General features: G+C 46.7%; 12 protein-coding genes. 1 reads left to right on the forward strand and 11 read right to left on the reverse strand.

Going from position 1 to position 17,186, the window contains the following annotated elements:
- Positions 1 to 12 precede the first annotated feature (12 nt).
- The 11 genes from H8S54_RS02885 to H8S54_RS02935 form a co-directional block, all read right to left on the reverse strand.
- Entirely contained in the window at positions 13 to 1,305 is a 1,293-nt protein-coding gene (locus H8S54_RS02885) for an FKBP-type peptidylprolyl isomerase (protein ID WP_173767030.1), read from the reverse strand.
- Between the two features lie 233 nt (positions 1,306 to 1,538).
- Positions 1,539 to 4,880, reverse strand: coding sequence for a transcription-repair coupling factor (gene mfd / locus H8S54_RS02890; protein WP_117849367.1), 3,342 nt, complete (start codon positions 4,878 to 4,880; stop codon positions 1,539 to 1,541).
- A 138-nt stretch (positions 4,881 to 5,018) separates the two neighbouring features.
- Positions 5,019 to 5,597 (reverse strand): aminoacyl-tRNA hydrolase, encoded by a 579-nt coding sequence (pth, locus tag H8S54_RS02895; RefSeq protein ID WP_173767034.1) that lies wholly within the window; start codon positions 5,595 to 5,597, stop codon positions 5,019 to 5,021.
- Positions 5,598 to 5,618: 21 nt separating this feature from the next.
- Positions 5,619 to 6,569 (reverse strand): TIGR03943 family putative permease subunit, encoded by a 951-nt coding sequence (locus tag H8S54_RS02900; protein WP_021926477.1) that lies wholly within the window; start codon positions 6,567 to 6,569, stop codon positions 5,619 to 5,621.
- A gap of 33 nt (positions 6,570 to 6,602) precedes the next feature.
- Positions 6,603 to 7,856 (reverse strand): CobW family GTP-binding protein, encoded by a 1,254-nt coding sequence (locus H8S54_RS02905; RefSeq protein WP_117849369.1) that lies wholly within the window; start codon positions 7,854 to 7,856, stop codon positions 6,603 to 6,605.
- A gap of 270 nt (positions 7,857 to 8,126) precedes the next feature.
- Positions 8,127 to 8,360, reverse strand: coding sequence for a hypothetical protein (locus H8S54_RS02910; RefSeq protein WP_021926479.1), 234 nt, complete (start codon positions 8,358 to 8,360; stop codon positions 8,127 to 8,129).
- 191 nt (positions 8,361 to 8,551) lie between these two features.
- Positions 8,552 to 10,435 carry a 1,4-alpha-glucan branching protein GlgB gene (glgB, locus tag H8S54_RS02915; RefSeq protein ID WP_186900867.1) on the reverse strand — a complete coding sequence of 628 codons (1,884 nt, stop codon included), beginning with the start codon at positions 10,433 to 10,435 and terminating at the stop codon, positions 8,552 to 8,554.
- 225 nt (positions 10,436 to 10,660) lie between these two features.
- On the reverse strand, positions 10,661 to 11,917 hold the full coding sequence (locus tag H8S54_RS02920; RefSeq protein ID WP_186900868.1) for a polysaccharide deacetylase family protein: 1,257 nt from the start codon (positions 11,915 to 11,917) through the stop codon (positions 10,661 to 10,663).
- A 38-nt stretch (positions 11,918 to 11,955) separates the two neighbouring features.
- Positions 11,956 to 13,059, reverse strand: coding sequence for an N-acetylglucosamine-6-phosphate deacetylase (nagA, locus tag H8S54_RS02925; protein ID WP_117849371.1), 1,104 nt, complete (start codon positions 13,057 to 13,059; stop codon positions 11,956 to 11,958).
- A gap of 2 nt (positions 13,060 to 13,061) precedes the next feature.
- Entirely contained in the window at positions 13,062 to 14,390 is a 1,329-nt protein-coding gene (gene tig, locus H8S54_RS02930) for a trigger factor (protein ID WP_186900869.1), read from the reverse strand.
- 110 nt (positions 14,391 to 14,500) lie between these two features.
- Complete coding sequence (locus tag H8S54_RS02935) at positions 14,501 to 16,333, reverse strand: polysaccharide deacetylase family protein (protein ID WP_243176603.1); 1,833 nt, start codon at positions 16,331 to 16,333, stop codon at positions 14,501 to 14,503.
- Between the two features lie 339 nt (positions 16,334 to 16,672).
- Between H8S54_RS02935 and H8S54_RS02940 the strand changes: the two genes are divergently transcribed.
- The gene (locus H8S54_RS02940) at positions 16,673 to 17,170 is read left to right on the forward strand and encodes a hypothetical protein (RefSeq protein WP_021926485.1); all 498 of its coding nucleotides are present in this window, start codon (positions 16,673 to 16,675) and stop codon (positions 17,168 to 17,170) included.
- Positions 17,171 to 17,186: the final 16 nt, after the last annotated feature.

Genomic DNA, 17,186 nt, shown 5'->3' on the forward strand with positions numbered 1-17,186 from the left:
GTTTAGCGATTCTTAGTTTTCCTCAGTTGTTTCCTCGGCAGTATCAGCAGAATCTGTACTTGCAGTCTCGCTGTCGGCACTCTCGTCTGCAGCAGTCTCATCGGTGCTGTCTGTACTCTCCGCTGCATCTGTCTCTTCTGTATCATCAGCTGCAGTCGTGTCCTCGCTGCTGTCAGCTGCCTCGCTGTCCTCAGAATCAGCTGCTTCACTGGTATCTGCTGCAGTATCTGTGCCTGCATCCTCGCTTGTATCAGCGGTGGTATCCTTGATTGTGAAGCTGTGGTCATCTGTAATTGTCAAAGTAGCAAGCACCTTATCATTCACAGTGATCTCTGCATCATCCAGCCACTGCTGGGTTGTCTCAGAATAATAGTTGCTGCGCTTGGTATTCTCAAGGGATTCCTTCTTGGAAGCAGTTGCATCCTCATCATTTACCTTGTCCATACGAAGAACATATACGTTGGTATCTGTCTCAACCAGCTCATCATAAACCTCTCCGTCCTTCAGAGTTCTAAGAGCCTCAACAACTGCATCATCATAGGAATTGGAAATATCCTCGTCATCACTGTCATTTGTGAAAATAGTTCCGGTCAGTCCGCTGTAAGTATCATCAACAGCCTTGGCTGTCTCGCCCATATCTGCTGTCGGATCCTCTTTCATCTTATCCAGGATCTCCTGTGCCTGCTCCTTGCGGGTAGCAATATCATCATCGGTAAGGTCATCTCCACTGATGGAAATACTTACATAGCTGAAAGAAGACTGCTGTGCCTCCTCATCCGTTATGTTAACCTCAGCCTCGTTGCGGATCGGATCGTAAATTCTCTGTCGGTAAGTCTCAAGCTCCAGAAGAGTCTTAACCTGATCTTCGGAAACAGCAAGCTCCTTCAGAGTGTCCTCGTCATTGTCCTGCATAAACTGTGCTGCTGCATCTGCAATAGCAGTCTCATCATCAGAAGTAACCTCAACGCCATAGTCTGCAGCCTTCTCCTTCATGATGTACATCAGCTCAACCTGCTCCAGGAACTGTCCTACAGCCTGCTCGCCGTATGTAGTGCCAGCATCTTCGTCTACAACCTGGCTCCAGATATTTCCAGCACTTCCCATAAAGCTCTTATACATGGCAACCGTCTGTGCCTGTGACTCACGTGCGTACAGACTTACAACCCCCATAGGAATGTCTGTGCCATCCACAGTTGCAACGGTCTTCTCTCCATCTATAGACTTACTTCCACATCCGGAAAGCATTCCAATTGCCATTACGCCACTTAATGCCACTACGGTTGTGTTCTTCACGATTTTCTTCATATTGATCACCAATTACCCTTTCACTGATGTGCCACTGAGTCATCACGCACAGCCGGCATGATTCCCCAATGCGGACACGCTAATAAGAGTATAAAACTTTTTTTCCATGAGGGCAAGTAGAAAGGGGAAAATCTGATAGAATTCACACAATTTTCGCGAATTTCCATCGGATTTTCCCCACCCAAAGCCTACTTTAAATCAAAATATCCGAAAGCATTCAACAGCCCAGCCGTCTACTGCTTTTCGCTCTTTCCTTCCTCTTCCACCAGTTCCATCAGTTCCTTCGCAAACACCGTCAGTGCCTGCACAATATCCCCCACCGGCGCAAACAGGAATTTCGGCTCTTTGTCCGGCTTGAACTGCAGCTGTCTGCGGTATTTGGCAACCAGCGGCGGAATTCCCTCCGGGTTCAGCTTTGCACTTTCATAAAGGGTAATGCGGATTTCCTTTTGCAGCTGCTTGATTTCTGTAATATATCCCTGATGAGCCACAGCCTTCAGTCTTGCAATGGCAAGCAGATTCAAAACAGCTTTCGGCGGCTCACCGAAACGATCGATCAGCTCCTCCAGCATATCATCATACTCCTGCTGGGACTCAATTCCCGCAATACGCTTGTAAATGTCCAGCTTCTGGAACTCATTGCTGATATAAGTATCCGGGATAAACGCATCCATATTCAGATCAATGGTGGTCTCGAAATCCTCCATTGTGTGAATGCCCTTCGCCTCTTTGACCGCCTCGCTGAGCATTTTGCAGTACAGGTCATAACCCACTGCATTCATGTGTCCATGCTGCTGCGCTCCCAGCAGATTTCCTGCGCCGCGAAGCTCCAGGTCACGCATTGCGATCTTAAACCCGCTTCCAAGATCTGTAAATTCCCGGATCGCAGAAAGACGTTTCTCCGCCACTTCCCGCAGCATGGTATTTCTCCTGTACATAAGGAAGGCATAGGCCGTCCTGTTGGAGCGCCCGATTCGTCCTCTTAACTGGTAAAGCTGGGAAAGTCCGTATTTGTCAGAATCATGGATGATCATGGTATTTACATTGGAAATATCCAGCCCAGTCTCAATAATCGTGGTAGAAACCAGCACATCAATATCCCCATTGATAAAGTCATACATTACCCGTTCCAGTTCCCGCTCGCTCATCTGTCCATGAGCAAAATCCACCCTGGCTTCCGGAACCAGCTTGCTGATCCGAAGGGCAACCTCGTCAATATCTGTCACCCGGTTATAAACGTAATAAACCTGTCCTCCTCGCCGAAGCTCTCTTCCGATTGCCTCGCGAACGGTCTCCTCGTCATACTCCATAACATAAGTCTGAATAGGCATACGGTCCATAGGCGGCTCCTCCAGCACGCTCATGTCACGGATTCCGATCATGCTCATATGGAGGGTTCTGGGAATCGGCGTTGCAGTCAGGGTAAGCACATCAATATCCTTTTTCAGCTGCTTGATCTTCTCCTTATGGGTAACGCCGAAACGCTGCTCCTCATCAATGATCAAAAGCCCCAGATTCCGGTACTCCACATCCTTGGAAAGCACTCTGTGGGTACCGATCACAATGTCCACCTGGCCCTTTTTCAGATCCTGGATGGTCTTTTTCTGCTGGGCAGAAGTTCGGAAACGGCAGAGAAGATCCACTCGCACCGGGAACTCCTTCATTCTCTGGATAAATGTGTTGTAAACCTGCTGGGCCAAAATGGTGGTAGGCACAAGATACACAACCTGTCTGCTCTCCTGCACTTCCTTAAAGGCAGCGCGAAGGGCAACCTCCGTTTTGCCATAGCCAACGTCACCGCAAACCAGACGGTCCATGATCTTGGTGCTCTCCATATCCCGCTTGGTATCCTCAATGGCATTCAGCTGATCCTCGGTTTCCTCATAAGGGAACATTTCCTCAAACTCACGCTGCCATACGGTATCCGGTCCGCATACATATCCCTCTTTTTCCTGGCGCACCGCATAAAGCTTCACCAGCTCTTTGGCGATATTTTTGACCGCGCCCTTTACCTTTGACTTGGTGCGGTTCCACTCCTGGTTTCCAAGCTTATTCAGCTTCGGCGTCTTGGCAGTGTCCGCGCCGGAATATTTCTGCAGGGCATCCAGCTGGGTTGCCAGAATATACAGATTGCTTCCGTCCCGGTACTCGATCTTGATGTAGTCCTTGACAACTTTGTCCACTTCCACCTTCTCGATTCCCCGGTAAATTCCAAGTCCATGCTTCTCATGAACCACATAATCCCCGATGGAAAGCTCTGCAAAATCCTGGATTCGCTTTCCATTGTAGGTTTTCTTCTTTTTCTTTTTTTTCTGCTCCTGACCGAAAATATCTGTTTCCGTGATCACCGCAAACTTGATCAGCGGATACTCAAAGCCTTTCCGGGCATGACCATACATTACCATAATCTCGCCTGGATGAATCTGGCGGTCATAGTCCTGTCCGTAAAAAGCATTCAGGTCATTTTCCCGAAGGTCCTTCGCCAGTCGTTCCGCCCTGGTACGAGAACCAGAAAGCAGGGCAATCTGGTAACCCTGTTTCTTATATTTCTTCAGATCCTCCACAAGAAGCTCGAAGCTGCTGTTGTAGGAGGTCACGCTCTGCACGGTCAGATTAAATTTCTCCGGAGCAAAATTCCACTCCACAGCCCGCGGTTCCAGTGCAGACAAAGAAACTGCCCTGCACTTATTCAATTCTTTTTGCACTTTGGAAAATTCACACAGCCACTGTACCGGAAGATCCTGCTCCCCCTTTTCCTCCCTGTGCATACGGCTCTGGCGGTACTCTTCCTCTACGCCAAGTCCGTTTTCCAGAATACGGTTGGGCTCATCCAGAAACAGCAGTGTTTTTTCCCTGGGAAAATAATCCGGGAAGGATACCAGCCTTTTGCCGCTGGTCCATTCCACTGCCGGATAGATGGCGATCTCGTCCAGGTTTTCCAGGGACCTCTGGCTCTCCGCGTCAAAGCTTCGAATGGAATCTACTTCGTCTCCCCACAGCTCGATTCGCCAGGGATTCTCTTCTGTCAGGCAGTAAATATCCACAATTCCGCCCCGCACGGAAAACTGTCCCGGCATTTCCACCTGGCCTACCCGCTCGTAGCCCAGATCCACCAGCGCCTTTTTCAAAAGATCCATATTGATAACGCTGTCCCCGTAAAAATGCAGTACTTTTTTGCCGATTTCTTCCAGGGGCATCAGGTAGTCCATACAGCCGTCAATGCTTGTGACAACAGTCAGGTCCTCCTGCTCCAGAAGCGCCTTTACCACACACATTCTCTGGCGAATCAGCAGATTTCCCTGAATATCTGCCTGGAAAAACAAAAGATCCTTCGCCGGATAAAACAGGGTATCCTTATTATAAAAGCGCAGGTCCTCGAAGGTTTCCTTCGCCTGGCGCTCATCTCCTGCGATTACAAGGCGCAAGGGTGCTTTGCCGGAAAGTCCATGGATCAGGTGCGCCTTCTGGGACTCCAGACAGCCTGTGATCTGAACAATTCCCTGGTTCTTCTCAAGGCTTTTTTCTATTTCTTCAAATTCTGCCATCCCCTTCAGGGGCTGGGTAAATGAAAGCATGGCTTTCCTCCTTTATCGATTTTTGCCGCCCCAGGAGCATATTGAAAAAAAGTTCCAGGGGCAAAAGAAGCCCAGCTTACTGACTGGACTTCCTTCATTACTGTTTTCTATGCATCACGAAGTATATTGCTGAGCTAACTACTCAGTAACCCTCTTTCGATTATATTCATTCATGGCCGCATCCGGACCATCTGTGATGATTTTTTCTACTGCATCTGCGGCAAGCTCAATGGCCTCATCCACAAGCTTGCGGTCATCTGCTGAAAAACGTCCAAGCACATGATCAGCAAGATCCCATCCCTTTGGCTTAGCGCCTACGCCGACCTTCACACGCATAAACTTCTGTGTGCCCAGTCTGCCGATGATATCCTTCAGGCCATTGTGGCCTCCTGCGCTGCCCTGCTTGCGGATGCGAAGCTGTCCTGGCTCCAGGTCAATGTCATCCTGGATGATGATCAGCTCGCTCTCCGGATCAATCTTGAAATATGCTGCCATCTCCTGCACCGGACCGCCGCTGAGATTCATGAAAGACAAAGGCTTCATGAAAATCACCTTCTCGCCGCCGATAAAGCCGGAGCCATACATGGCATTAAATTTTACGCCGCCCTGTGGAATCTTATGACGCTCCACAAGCACGTCAATTGTATCAAACCCCATATTGTGGCGGGTCGCCTCATACTGCTTCCCGGGGTTTCCCAGTCCAACAACTAAATACATAATCTACAATCCTTATATTCATCAGTTAAAGTAAACCATTTCATCTGCCAGCGGCTCGCATGGAGTTACATTCTCTGCATAGAGCACGATTCCCTCGCCCTGGTATTCTGAACGGTTCTCAAACGCAACCTTGGCAGTTACCTCTACCCATTCGCCTGGCTTCAGCTTCGGCGCATAAGCACTCTTGCAGATATAGCCAAGGAAAGAAGTGTCATCTGCACAGCAGGTCATAGCAGTACGTCCTGGAATAAAGAACTTGCTTCCCATTCCTCTCGGACGTCTTGCACGGGCCTTGAAGCGCAGTGTTTTACCAACGTAACGATCTGGATGATCCATGGCATCCACAAACCAGATACCGTAATCTTCCGGCGGAATATCCACGATATCTGCATCCAGGTCAAATGGCATCTGATCTGCGAAGATATCTGTCATCTCCCCTTCTTCATCCTCAAAAATAACCTCGGCACTTGGGTTTACCACTTTAATGCTTCTGCGGAAATTGGAAAGAGGATATTCCATCTTGCTGCGGTTGAACACTACCATATCCGCATTGCGGACCATATCCATGAAAAGGGATTTCATGTTCTGCATGTAAACCTGAAATGTGCTTGCATCCACACAGGTGATGTGCTGCTCAATGCCCCAGCCCTGGGGAAGGCGCATTTCCTCAAATTTGCTTACCAGCCACATTCCATTGTATTCCATAACCACACGCTCCGGCTGGTGGATAATATCAAGAGCCTGGAGACGCTCCGGTGTAAACTCTTCTTCCTTCTCAATAACCTCTATGACAACATTGTCCTTTGCAAGGGCATCCTCATCATATTCTTCCTCACCCTCTTCGCAGAGAATAAGAAGTGTTTTGCCCTCTGTGCGAAAATAATCCTGCTGCAGGGTAAAGCTGAGGAAAGAGGTCTTGCCGCTTTCCAGGAATCCGGTTATGAGATAAATCGGTACTGTAATTTCATCCATGTTACAGAAACCTCCCTGTATTTTTTACTGTCATTATGCTACGCCGAAAAGTTCAGCCAGCTTGTCTTCCTTCAGTTTGGAACCGATCACGCAGAGACGTCCTGTGTACTCCGGTGATCCCTCACGGATCTCAGTTTCTTCCGGAACCATATCAAAGTAGATCCAGGTTCCATCCTCTGCCGGAAGCATTCCCTTTGCACGGAGAATTACGCCATATTCCTCTGAAGTGGAAAGGCTTTCAAGCATCTTCTCAAGACCTTCTCGTGTGAATTTCTTGATTGTCTCACGTCCCCAGCTTGTGAATACTTCGTCTGCGTGATGATGGTGATGATCATGATGATGTCCGCAGCCGCACTCCTCATCGTGATCGTGGTGATGATGCTCGTGATCATGGTCATGTCCACAGCCGCACTCCTCATCATGGTCGTGGTGATGATGCTCGTGATCGTGGTCATGTCCGCAGCCGCACTCTTCATCATGGTCGTGGTGATGATGTTCGTGATCGTGGTCATGTCCGCAGCCGCACTCCTCGTCATGGTCGTGATGATGATGCTCATGATCGTGGTCGCACTCTTCATCATGGTCATGGTGATGCTCGTGATCATGGTCATGTCCGCAGCCGCACTCCTCATCGTGATCGTGGTGATGATGGTGCTCATGCTCTTCCTTCAGAAGTTCATCTGCCAGGGAAACCGGATGCTCCATAACCTCAAGGATCTTCTTGCCGTCCAGCTTCTCAATTGGAGTAGTGATGATAGCAGCCTTCTCATTGATGGAACGAAGAAGCTCCATAGACTCCATAGCTTTCTTCTCATCTACAATATCGGTACGGCTCATGATAATAGCGCCGGCATACTGTACCTGGTTGTCAAAGAACTCGCCGAAGTTTCTCATATACATCTTGCATTTCTTTGCATCCACTACTGTGGTGTAGCTGTTCAGCTGGATGTCTACATCTTCCTCAACACCCTGTACAGCCTTGATCACGTCGGAAAGCTTACCTACGCCTGATGGCTCGATCAGGATACGGTCCGGATGATATTTCTCTACAACTTCCTTCAGAGAAGCACCGAAATCACCTACCAGAGAGCAGCAGATACATCCGGAATTCATCTCACGAATCTCAATACCTGCATCCTTCAGGAAACCGCCGTCAATACCAATCTCACCAAACTCATTCTCGATCAGTACTACCTGCTCGCCTTCAAAAGCCTCTTTCAGAAGCTTCTTGATCAGTGTTGTTTTACCGGCTCCAAGGAAACCGGAGATAATGTCAATCTTTACCATTTTGTATTTCCCCTTTCTATTCTACGGGGCACCAGATTCGCATCTTCAGAATTTTTTTTCAAAAAATTCCAAGAATGCTTTATTCGGCACCGGGATTTTCGCATAACATGTTTTGACCAGGAAGCATAAATACCCCCTGGTTCTTTGCCTCTTGGCAGGGCTAGAGCATGTTTGAAAAAGGCCCTAGTTTGCCCTACCTGTCAGAAAAGGGGACATGACAATGTCACATCCCCCCTGATATATTATCCCAAATTCACAGATTTATGCAGATCAGCCGTTGATCATGAAGTGCATAAGCTTATCAATGTCTTCTTTCTCATATGCAACAATCTCAAGCTCCGGAATCTCACCGTTGGAGAAGATGTTTGCAAGAGATACATACTGTGATAATTTAGATTTCAGGTTCAGTCTGTCTCCTTCGCCAGTTACCAGCTCTACTTTACCTGCACAGCTGTCTACTACACTAAAAAATTTCTCAATGTCTTTAATATTAGATACCTTCATGTCAATATTCTCCTTTCAACATGTAACACTTTTTTCCATTTCTTTTCGTCGGGCTCATTATAGCGCAACTTTTCCCAAATTTCAACAGATTTTTGGGCTTGTGAGAAAAATCCCCAACAGTCACAAACAAAGCCTGATTTTGCCCGGTTCTTTAGGCATTTTTATTACGGATTCTCTGATTACAGAATGTTTTAATACTGGAAGATCGCCACTCCGTAAGCCGGAAGCGGATATGCAAAGGAAAATGGACGGTTGTCACATTCCTGTTTCTCTGCTTTGAATACCTTCTTTGAAGTCATACCATTCTCATCAAGGAGCTGGGTATACTGTTTCTTCTTCGGAACGCCTACTCGATAGTCCGGACGATCTACAGGAGTAAAGTTGCAGACCACCAGAAGATTATTCCTTTTTGTAGGTGATTTTCTTACAAAGCTGTAAATACTTCTGTCTCCATCATCTGCATTGATCCACTCAAACCCGAAAGGATCTCCATCCATTCCATAAAGGGCAGGATACTTGCGGTACATTTTCAGCAGATCTCTTACGAAATCCTTCAGATCACGATGCTTCTCTTCTCCTAAAAGGAACCAGTCAAGTTCTCTCTCCTCGCTCCATTCCCGAAGCTGTCCAAATTCCTGTCCCATAAACAGAAGCTTCTTACCAGGATGACAGAACATAAATGTATAAGCTGCCTTCAGATTCTTAAACTTATCATCCAGCTCTCCCGGCATTTTTTCCAGCATAGATTTCTTCAGATGCACAACCTCATCATGAGAAATTACCAGAACATATTTCTCGCTATATGCATAAGTCATGGAGAAGGTCATCTTATTGTGGTTAAACTTCCGGAAATAAGGATCCAGCTTCATATATTCCAGGAAGTCGTTCATCCAGCCCATATTCCATTTCAGAGAAAATCCAAGACCGTCATCCTCTGCCTTACCTGTAACCTTCGGCCATGCAGTGGACTCTTCGGCAATCATTACCGTTCCGTGATTTCTTCCAAGTACTACTGTATTCAGATGTTTAAAAAATTCAATTGCTTCCAGATTCTGATTGCCGCCATATTTATTTGCAACCCATTGGCCATCATTCTTGCCATAGTCCAGATACAGCATAGATGCCACCGCATCAACGCGCAGACCATCCACATGGCACTCTTCGATCCAGAACAGAGCATTCGCGATCAGGAAATTCTTAACCTCCGGTCTTCCATAGTTGTAAATCTTGGTTCCCCAGTCCGGATGTTCTCCCTGTCTCGGATCTGCGTGTTCATACACAGCTGTCCCGTCAAAATTAGCAAGGCCATGTGCATCCTTAGGAAAATGCGCAGGTACCCAGTCCAGAATAACACCGATTTTCTGTCTGTGAAGATAATCTACCAGATATTTAAAATCCTGGGGAGTTCCGTAACGGGAAGTGGGGGCATAGTATCCGGTTACCTGATATCCCCAGGAGCCATCAAAGGGATGCTCTGCAATTCCCATCAATTCCACATGGGTGTAACCCATATCCTTCACATACTCTGCCAGCTTCACTGCCAGCTCTCTGTAGTTATAAAAGCCTTTCTCATCCTCTTCTGTTGCCGGATGTTTTCTCCAGGAACCAGGATGCACTTCGTAAATTGACATCGCATCCTTCGTCTCATCAAATTTCTGTCGGTTTTTCATCCAGGTTCCGTCTTTCCATTTAAAGTCACGGATATCTGTAATTCTGGATGCAGTTCCCGGTCTTAACTCAGACTCATTGGCATAAGGGTCAGCTTTATAAATATGCTCCCCATTCATTCCAATAATGAAAAACTTATACAGCTGGCCAATCTTCGCTCCCGGCACAAAGGTCTCAAATACACCAATCGGACCTGCCTTCGTCATAGGATTCGCCTGCTCATCCCATTCATTAAATTCTCCGATTACAGAAATCCCCTGAGCATTCGGTGCCCACACTGCAAAATAGACGCCCTCCTGATTGCCTTCCTTTACAGGATGCGCTCCCAGCTTTCTGTAAATATCATAATGAGTTCCCTGTCCAAACAGGTATTGATCAAGTTCTGTAAACTGTAATTTCTCTCCCATCAGAAAGCTACCTCCCTAAACTTTCAATTATGGATATACCGGCATAAGCAGTCATATCCTTTTCGTAAAACTCTTACGCACATTATAACATACTCTATTCCTCCATGCTACAATTAAATTGGCTATTATTCCCAAAAACAGCAGTTCCAAATCCCTCTTTCCTGTAAAAAATACGCCCATACTTATGAAATTTTCTCATAAGTACAAGCGCATTTTTATAAGCTCTTATTCTTCAGAATCACTTCCGTCATCTGAGCCATCGCTTCCATCTTCAGAGCCATCTCCGGAATCTTCTGTATTTTCACCGCCAGAAGAGTCATCACCTTCTGTGCTGTCGGAGGTATCGGCATCAGATGTACTGTTTCCTGCATAGCCAGGCACCTGGCCCTGATCCAGAATATCCTGCCAGAAGTTATTGTAGGATGCCACCTGAAGAGTAACATTCTTCGCCTCTGCCATCTCACTGACAGTTACCAGCTTAAAGCCCATATTAATCAGCTCCGGAATAATTCTTTCTGCAGCTTTTACAGAAGGCTCATGAATGTCATGCATTAAAATAATCGTACCGTCCTTGATCACACTGGCATTATCCTCCATAATGGACTTGTAATCAAGATCCACATCCTTATAGCTCCAGTCCAATGAATCAAGTGACCACATAAAGAATGGTTTGCCTACTGCATTCATAATTTCCTCGTTAGCATTTCCGTAAGGAGCTCTTATTACTGTGGATGCCTGTCCGCAGGCATCGATCAAAGCCTGATCTGCATCATTGAACTGTTTCACCACACTGTCAATGTCAAGCTCAAACATATTCTTATGATCCCAGGAATGATTGCCAATCTCACAGCCAAGCTTCAGCATCCGCTTCACATCATCCGGATAAAGCTCAACATTCTGTCCAAGCATGAAGAAGGTTGCATGTGCATTATTCTCTTCCAGACAATCCAGAAGCTCTGATGTATACTCACCAGGACCATCATCAAACGTAAGTGCGATCATCGGACGTTTCTTCTCAGCATTGTACGAACCGTCGTCATTAAAATAATAGTCCTGAGTTCCCTTCGTTACCCATCCGGTCTGCATATAACCATTGGCATCAAAGGAATATTTCACATCGTCAATGTCCGCAAACCCGCCGGTATAATATGTACCATCTGCATTCTGATACCATCGTCCGTTGGCATCCTCATGCCATCCCGGTGTAAGAGCAGAAACCTTAGTCAGATCGCTCTGCCCTTTTAGCGGCTGTCTCTGTGCTGCCGTAGGATCTACAGTCTGTTCTGCGTCAGCCTGTACCTGTTGAGACTCCCCTGTACTCTTTCCTCCGATACGGCTTACAATTGGAAAAATCACCCCGCGTATTACAAATATGACGGCAAGTACCATAGCCACCACATAAGTAATCAGCTTAATGATCTTCCTTCGTCGTATCTGGCGCTGCTTTTTACGCATTCTTTCGCGTATAACACTTCTATCCATCTATACTTCCCTCTTTATCCGTTGTTGCAAAAAATCCCTTATAACACTTTTTTCAGCTCCAGATCATCTGTTACCAGCAGAATGTCAGCCTCTTTTCCCACAGAAAGAGAACCAACCTCATCGTAAATGCCAATGCTCTTAGCCGGGTTTCTTGTAGCCGAAAAAACAGCTTCCTCCACAGGCACACCGAAAGAAACTACCTTGCGCATGCAGTCGTACAGGTTGGTCGCGGAGCCTGCAATGGTACCGTCCTTTAGGGTAGCCTTGCAGTCCTTCATGGTTACTTCCTGTCCGCCCAGCTGGTAGGTTCCATTCTCCATACCGGTGGCCATCATGGAATCACTGATCAGTACAATTCTCTCCGGTCCGAACATTCTAAAGGTTCCACGGATTACAGAAGGATGGATATGAATTCCGTCACAGATCATTTCCACCATGCACTGCTCATCATCAGAGGCTGCACCGATCAGTCCCGGTGCTCTGTGAGCCAGCGGCTGCATGGCATTATAAAGATGGGTCACATGATGCGCGCCTCTTCTCATTGCTTCAGATGCCGTCTCATAATCTGCACCTGTATGTCCGAGGGAAATACAAACCTCGTTATGTACTTCGTCAATAAACTCCATAGCCCCTTCTACATTCGGAGCCAGAGTCACAAGCTTCACCATATTGCCGGAATAAGCATTCAGCTCACGGAAAAATTCTGCGTCCGGTTTGCGGATATAGCCTTCTACATGGGCACCTTTTTTCTTCGGGTCCAGGAACGGTCCCTCCATATTAATGCCTCTTACTGTAGCACCTTCCGGGAAATCTCCTACTGTCTTTATGGTTGCGAAGATTTCCTTCAGTTCCTCTGCCGGAAGTGTCATGGAGGTCGGACAATAGGAAGTCACTCCATGGCTCTTCTCATATTTCAGAATAATCTTAAGCCCCTCCGGGTCTGCATCGGAAAAGTCGTGGCCAAATGCACCGTGGCTGTGTACATCCACCAGTCCTGGAAGCACCTTCAGTCCTTTGGCATCTATTACAGTCTTGTCTGTAACCTCTGCCTCAGTGGCTACGATCTTATGATTCTCTACATATAAATCCTGTATCTGAAAACTTCCATCTTCCTGAAATACTTCTCCATTTTTAATGATCATGATTATTCTGCCCCCTCCTGGGATGAATCTTCTGTATTGGTATCCTGTGCATCTGCATTACTGTCAGCTTTCTCGCTGTCTGCACCGTCATTTGCAGTATCCTGTTTCTCTTCCTCTGTTTCACCAGCGGCTGTCTGCTCTTCACCAGCCTCATCTGTGGTCTGTCCCTCTTCGGTATCTGCTGCCTCTGCATCTTCTCCTGCAGTCTGGTCATAGTTTGCATTTGCAATAATAAAATCTTCAACTCGCATCAGGCCAATCGTCTCATCTACTGCAACCTGACCATAAGTGTCAATCAGTGCAGCAAGATCACCGGATGCATACTGCTCAACCAGCTGGTCCTGAATAGCAAGGCACTCCTCATCATCCAAAGTCATGCCCTCTGCATCCATAATTCCCTGAATGATCAGATTCTGTTTTACCTTCGCCTGTGCATACTGCTGGCACTGCGCTTCGAAATCATCCATAGACACTCCCTGGGACTCTACAAAGTCTTCCAGTTCCATATCTGCCTGCTTCGCATATGCCTCCGCCTGCTTTTTAAAGGTCTCCACAGCATCATTTACATCCTCCTCCGGGTATTCCACAACCTCAGAATTGGTGTATACGGTATTCCATGCAGTGCTTCTAAGGCTGTTCTCCGCCTGCTCCTGGTTCTCCTGCTCAAGCTCACTGCGCACAGATTCTTTGTACTCATCAGTATTCTGATAATCTGTATTGGCAGTTACCCAGTCGTCGGTCAGTTCCGGCGGACGCTTAAAGCTCTGCACCGTAATCTGGAATACAGCTTCCTGTCCTGCCAGATCTGAACTTCTGTAGCTCTCCGGGAAAGTAACGGTGACATCCTTGGTCTCGCCCTTCTTCATTCCCACGATTCCTTCCTCAAATCCCGGGATCATGGTGCCGCTTCCGATCACAAGATCGTAATTATTGGCAGTTCCGCCCTCAAATGCCTCGCCGTCCTTAGTTCCTACAAAATTAATGGTAGCGGTATCGCCGTTCTGAATAACTGCATCTGCATCATTCACTGTTTCTGATTTATTCTGGAGGTTCTCGGCAACACGATTGTCTATATCTGTGTCTGTAACCTCCTGTACGGTATTGTCCAGGGTGATTCCCTTATAATCTGCAATCGTGACGTACTTCTCAACACTGTCAACGGAAACCAGGCGGGTGTTGCCCTCAGAATCTGTCTTGGATGATGAGGTATCTGCGTCCTGCTCAGTAGCCTGTGCGTCACTTGAGTCTGCCTCGCTTTTATTATTTCCACAGCCATTCACGGCAAGTGCCATGCACATCACCAGCGCTGCAAGATATGCTTTTCTTTTCATACTAAATAAACTCCCTTCAGTTTCTCTTCTATTAAAACTAACATATTTTCTTCCAAAAAGAAAGCCTGCCAGCACATTTCATTTTTTCTTAAGAATTAGAGGCTTTCTGATCAGCCGCCGTTCATAGGCGGTACCGGAGTCGGTCTGGAAGAATCAAATACTTCACTTGCGTCAAACAGATCCGCCAGCAGATCCGGATTGTAATACATTCGGTATCCGTCCACATTTCTTCTTCCCATGCGGAAATATTCATCTGTGATCTGTACAAAATATTTATTGGAATCTACATTGCAGTAATAATCATAGCCCTGTGACTTCAGATAATTAAACTTCTCATCTCCTGTGTAAACGCCTCCATTATTAATGTCCGCACCAAATGCAAAGATGATAATGTCTGTTCCTCCAATAAGTGGATCCACATTTTCCTTGTAATTGGTAGTATCGGTCTGGAGACGTTCCATGGAAACCGTGGACATATTCTTGTGCCCCCATGTGTGGCTGGCAAAGGTCCAGCCCTCTTTTTTCATGGCATCTGCAACTTTCTTGGCTCCTGCCCGCTCTGTTTCCAGGTCAAAATCCGGGTGCGCATTCAGCCATGCAAGCTTGTCATCATTCAGGTCATCTGGTCTTGTCTGGTAGCTGATATCCGTGCGATAGCCCAGAATACCGTTATATCCGGTCAGTGCCACAATTCCCTTATGTCCGTGATATGCAAAATCCGGATGCGCTTCCACAAAGCGGTCGATCAGCGGCACAACATCATAGTCGCCCACCACAGTGCTTCCATCATCCTGCACATACTCATTGCGCACCTTGCCGTCCTCATCTACGACAAGCTTAGTGGCAATTCCGTCTCCGTCCTGGGAATGATAGTAGCACACATCATCCTGTGATAATACAAAGGGCGTCTTGCCCTCAGGCAGATAAACGGTCTTGGCTTTCATATTGCCGTCATCATCAAGTCCTGCCAGGTCGTAAAGGTTGACCATGACATACCCTTCCTCATACATGATCTGGGTAATCTTGTTAAACTCATCCATCGTGGTCATTACCTGATTGTAGCCATCCTGCTTGTAGTCCCCGTCAAATGCCTTGGAGGTGTCTACAATAAGAGAATGGTAAAAAATATGTGTCACCTGCTCCGGGGACCAGGCTACGCAATTGTCTTTTTCTTTTTTGTATTTCTTCGCTGCATTCTGAAAATGCACATTATATTGATATGCATTGTCATTTTTCAAAAGCTTGATGGCTCCGTCATAATCGTACTGAGCCGCCTTATTCTTGGCAGTGGTCAGAACCTTCTTCTCATGGCGAACCTGTCTGTGGATAAAACCTGCTCCTGCGGCGGCTGCCTGGGGCATGAAATCTGCCTCTGCTTTCACCGGAGCCTGTGTCACAGTAGGATCTGCTGTTTTATTTTCCTCAGAATCTGCTTCTTCGTCATCCGCATTTCCTGAATCATCTGGATTCTCTGCTTCCTTTGAGTCTTCGGATTCAGCTGAATCCGCCGGATCTGTCGTCTCTTTGGAATCTTCCGTCTCATTCTGCTCTTCCGATTCTTTCTCCGGAACAGGCGTTGCCGTAGCTTCCGCTGTTTCTGTATCTTCTTTCTTCTCAGGAATCAAAGCTTTCGCACGGGTTACAAGGGTCTCCACACCATCCTTCAGTCCGATCTGATCACCCCAGAAATATCCTGCTCCTCCAAGGAGTATCAAAACAGTAACAATAAGAGCCAGATTACGATTCCGCATCTGCCTCTTCTTTCTCTGAAGATTACGCTGGTGTCTCTCTTTCCGCCGCTCTTCATAATACGCTTCTTCCTGCTTACTCTCCTTGTCTAATTCCTGTAATTCTTTATCAAGCGTCCCTTCCGTATTGCTGTCGGGGGCTTGTTTTTCTTCCAGAACAGAAGTCTCCTGCTGTTCTGTATCCGTTTTCTTCATATTGTGTATAACTCCTTATTTGTCCTGTCAGCTCCCCCCGTTGATCTGTTATGGGAAACAGCATGGAACATATCTGTCTTGCTCATAACAGGCTGTCACAAACTGATTCGACAGCGATTCTGACATTAACATTTTAACCATATCAGATAAAACTATCCATTTTGTAACCGCTGTTTTCCATTATACATGATATTTATATGAATTACCACCTATTTTCCCACAATTCTTCCCTGCCATATCTTGTCAGGATGCCGATTTTTTAATTGCCTTTTCTATAAAACAATGGTAAAATAGAGTTTATGTAAGCAATAAGAAACTTTTTATGGTAGGAGGATAAGTATGCATCCAGTAACAATTGTCCTTCTGGTGATTCTCGTAATCCTCATCGGATTACTGATTGGTTTGTATTTCTTTGGCAAGAAGACCCAGAAGAAACAGGAAGAACAGCAGGCACAGATCGAAGCAAGCAAACAGACCGTTTCCATGCTCGTTATTGATAAGAAGAGAATGCCACTTAAGGAATCCGGTCTCCCACAGATGGTCATTGACCAGACTCCCAAGCTTCTTCGCCGTTCCAAGCTTCCCATCGTTAAGGCTAAGGTTGGTCCGAAGATTTCCATTCTTATCGCAGATGAGAAGGTATTCGACCTGATCCCGGTGAAGAAAGAGATCAAGGCAGAGGTCAGCGGACTTTACATAGTCGGTGTCAAAGGCATCCGCGGCAATCTGGAAGCCCCGGCCAAGAAGAAAAAAGGCTTCTTCGCCCGCTTTAAGAAATCTGCAGAGGAAGCTCAGGCAGCCCAGACCGAGACCAAGAAATCCAAGAAGAAAAAATAATTCAAAAATGCCCTGC

It is taken from the genome of Blautia segnis, assembly GCF_014287535.1.
Taxonomy (GTDB): Bacteria; Bacillota; Clostridia; order Lachnospirales; family Lachnospiraceae; genus Blautia_A; species Blautia_A acetigignens.

Coding starts and splice junctions, on each gene's coding strand:
- H8S54_RS02905 (WP_117849369.1), bottom strand. CDS start 7,856: ATGGTAAAGATTGACATTATCTCCGGTTTCCTTGGAGCCGGTAAAACA.
- pth (WP_173767034.1), bottom strand. CDS start 5,597: ATGTATTTAGTTGTTGGACTGGGAAACCCCGGGAAGCAGTATGAGGCG.
- glgB (WP_186900867.1), bottom strand. CDS start 10,435: ATGGGAGAGAAATTACAGTTTACAGAACTTGATCAATACCTGTTTGGA.
- H8S54_RS02940 (WP_021926485.1), top strand. CDS start 16,673: ATGCATCCAGTAACAATTGTCCTTCTGGTGATTCTCGTAATCCTCATC.
- H8S54_RS02900 (WP_021926477.1), bottom strand. CDS start 6,569: ATGGATGAAATTACAGTACCGATTTATCTCATAACCGGATTCCTGGAA.
- H8S54_RS02920 (WP_186900868.1), bottom strand. CDS start 11,917: ATGGATAGAAGTGTTATACGCGAAAGAATGCGTAAAAAGCAGCGCCAG.
- nagA (WP_117849371.1), bottom strand. CDS start 13,059: ATGATCATTAAAAATGGAGAAGTATTTCAGGAAGATGGAAGTTTTCAG.
- H8S54_RS02935 (WP_243176603.1), bottom strand. CDS start 16,333: ATGAAGAAAACGGATACAGAACAGCAGGAGACTTCTGTTCTGGAAGAA.
- H8S54_RS02910 (WP_021926479.1), bottom strand. CDS start 8,360: ATGAAGGTATCTAATATTAAAGACATTGAGAAATTTTTTAGTGTAGTA.
- mfd (WP_117849367.1), bottom strand. CDS start 4,880: ATGCTTTCATTTACCCAGCCCCTGAAGGGGATGGCAGAATTTGAAGAA.
- H8S54_RS02885 (WP_173767030.1), bottom strand. CDS start 1,305: ATGAAGAAAATCGTGAAGAACACAACCGTAGTGGCATTAAGTGGCGTA.
- tig (WP_186900869.1), bottom strand. CDS start 14,390: ATGAAAAGAAAAGCATATCTTGCAGCGCTGGTGATGTGCATGGCACTT.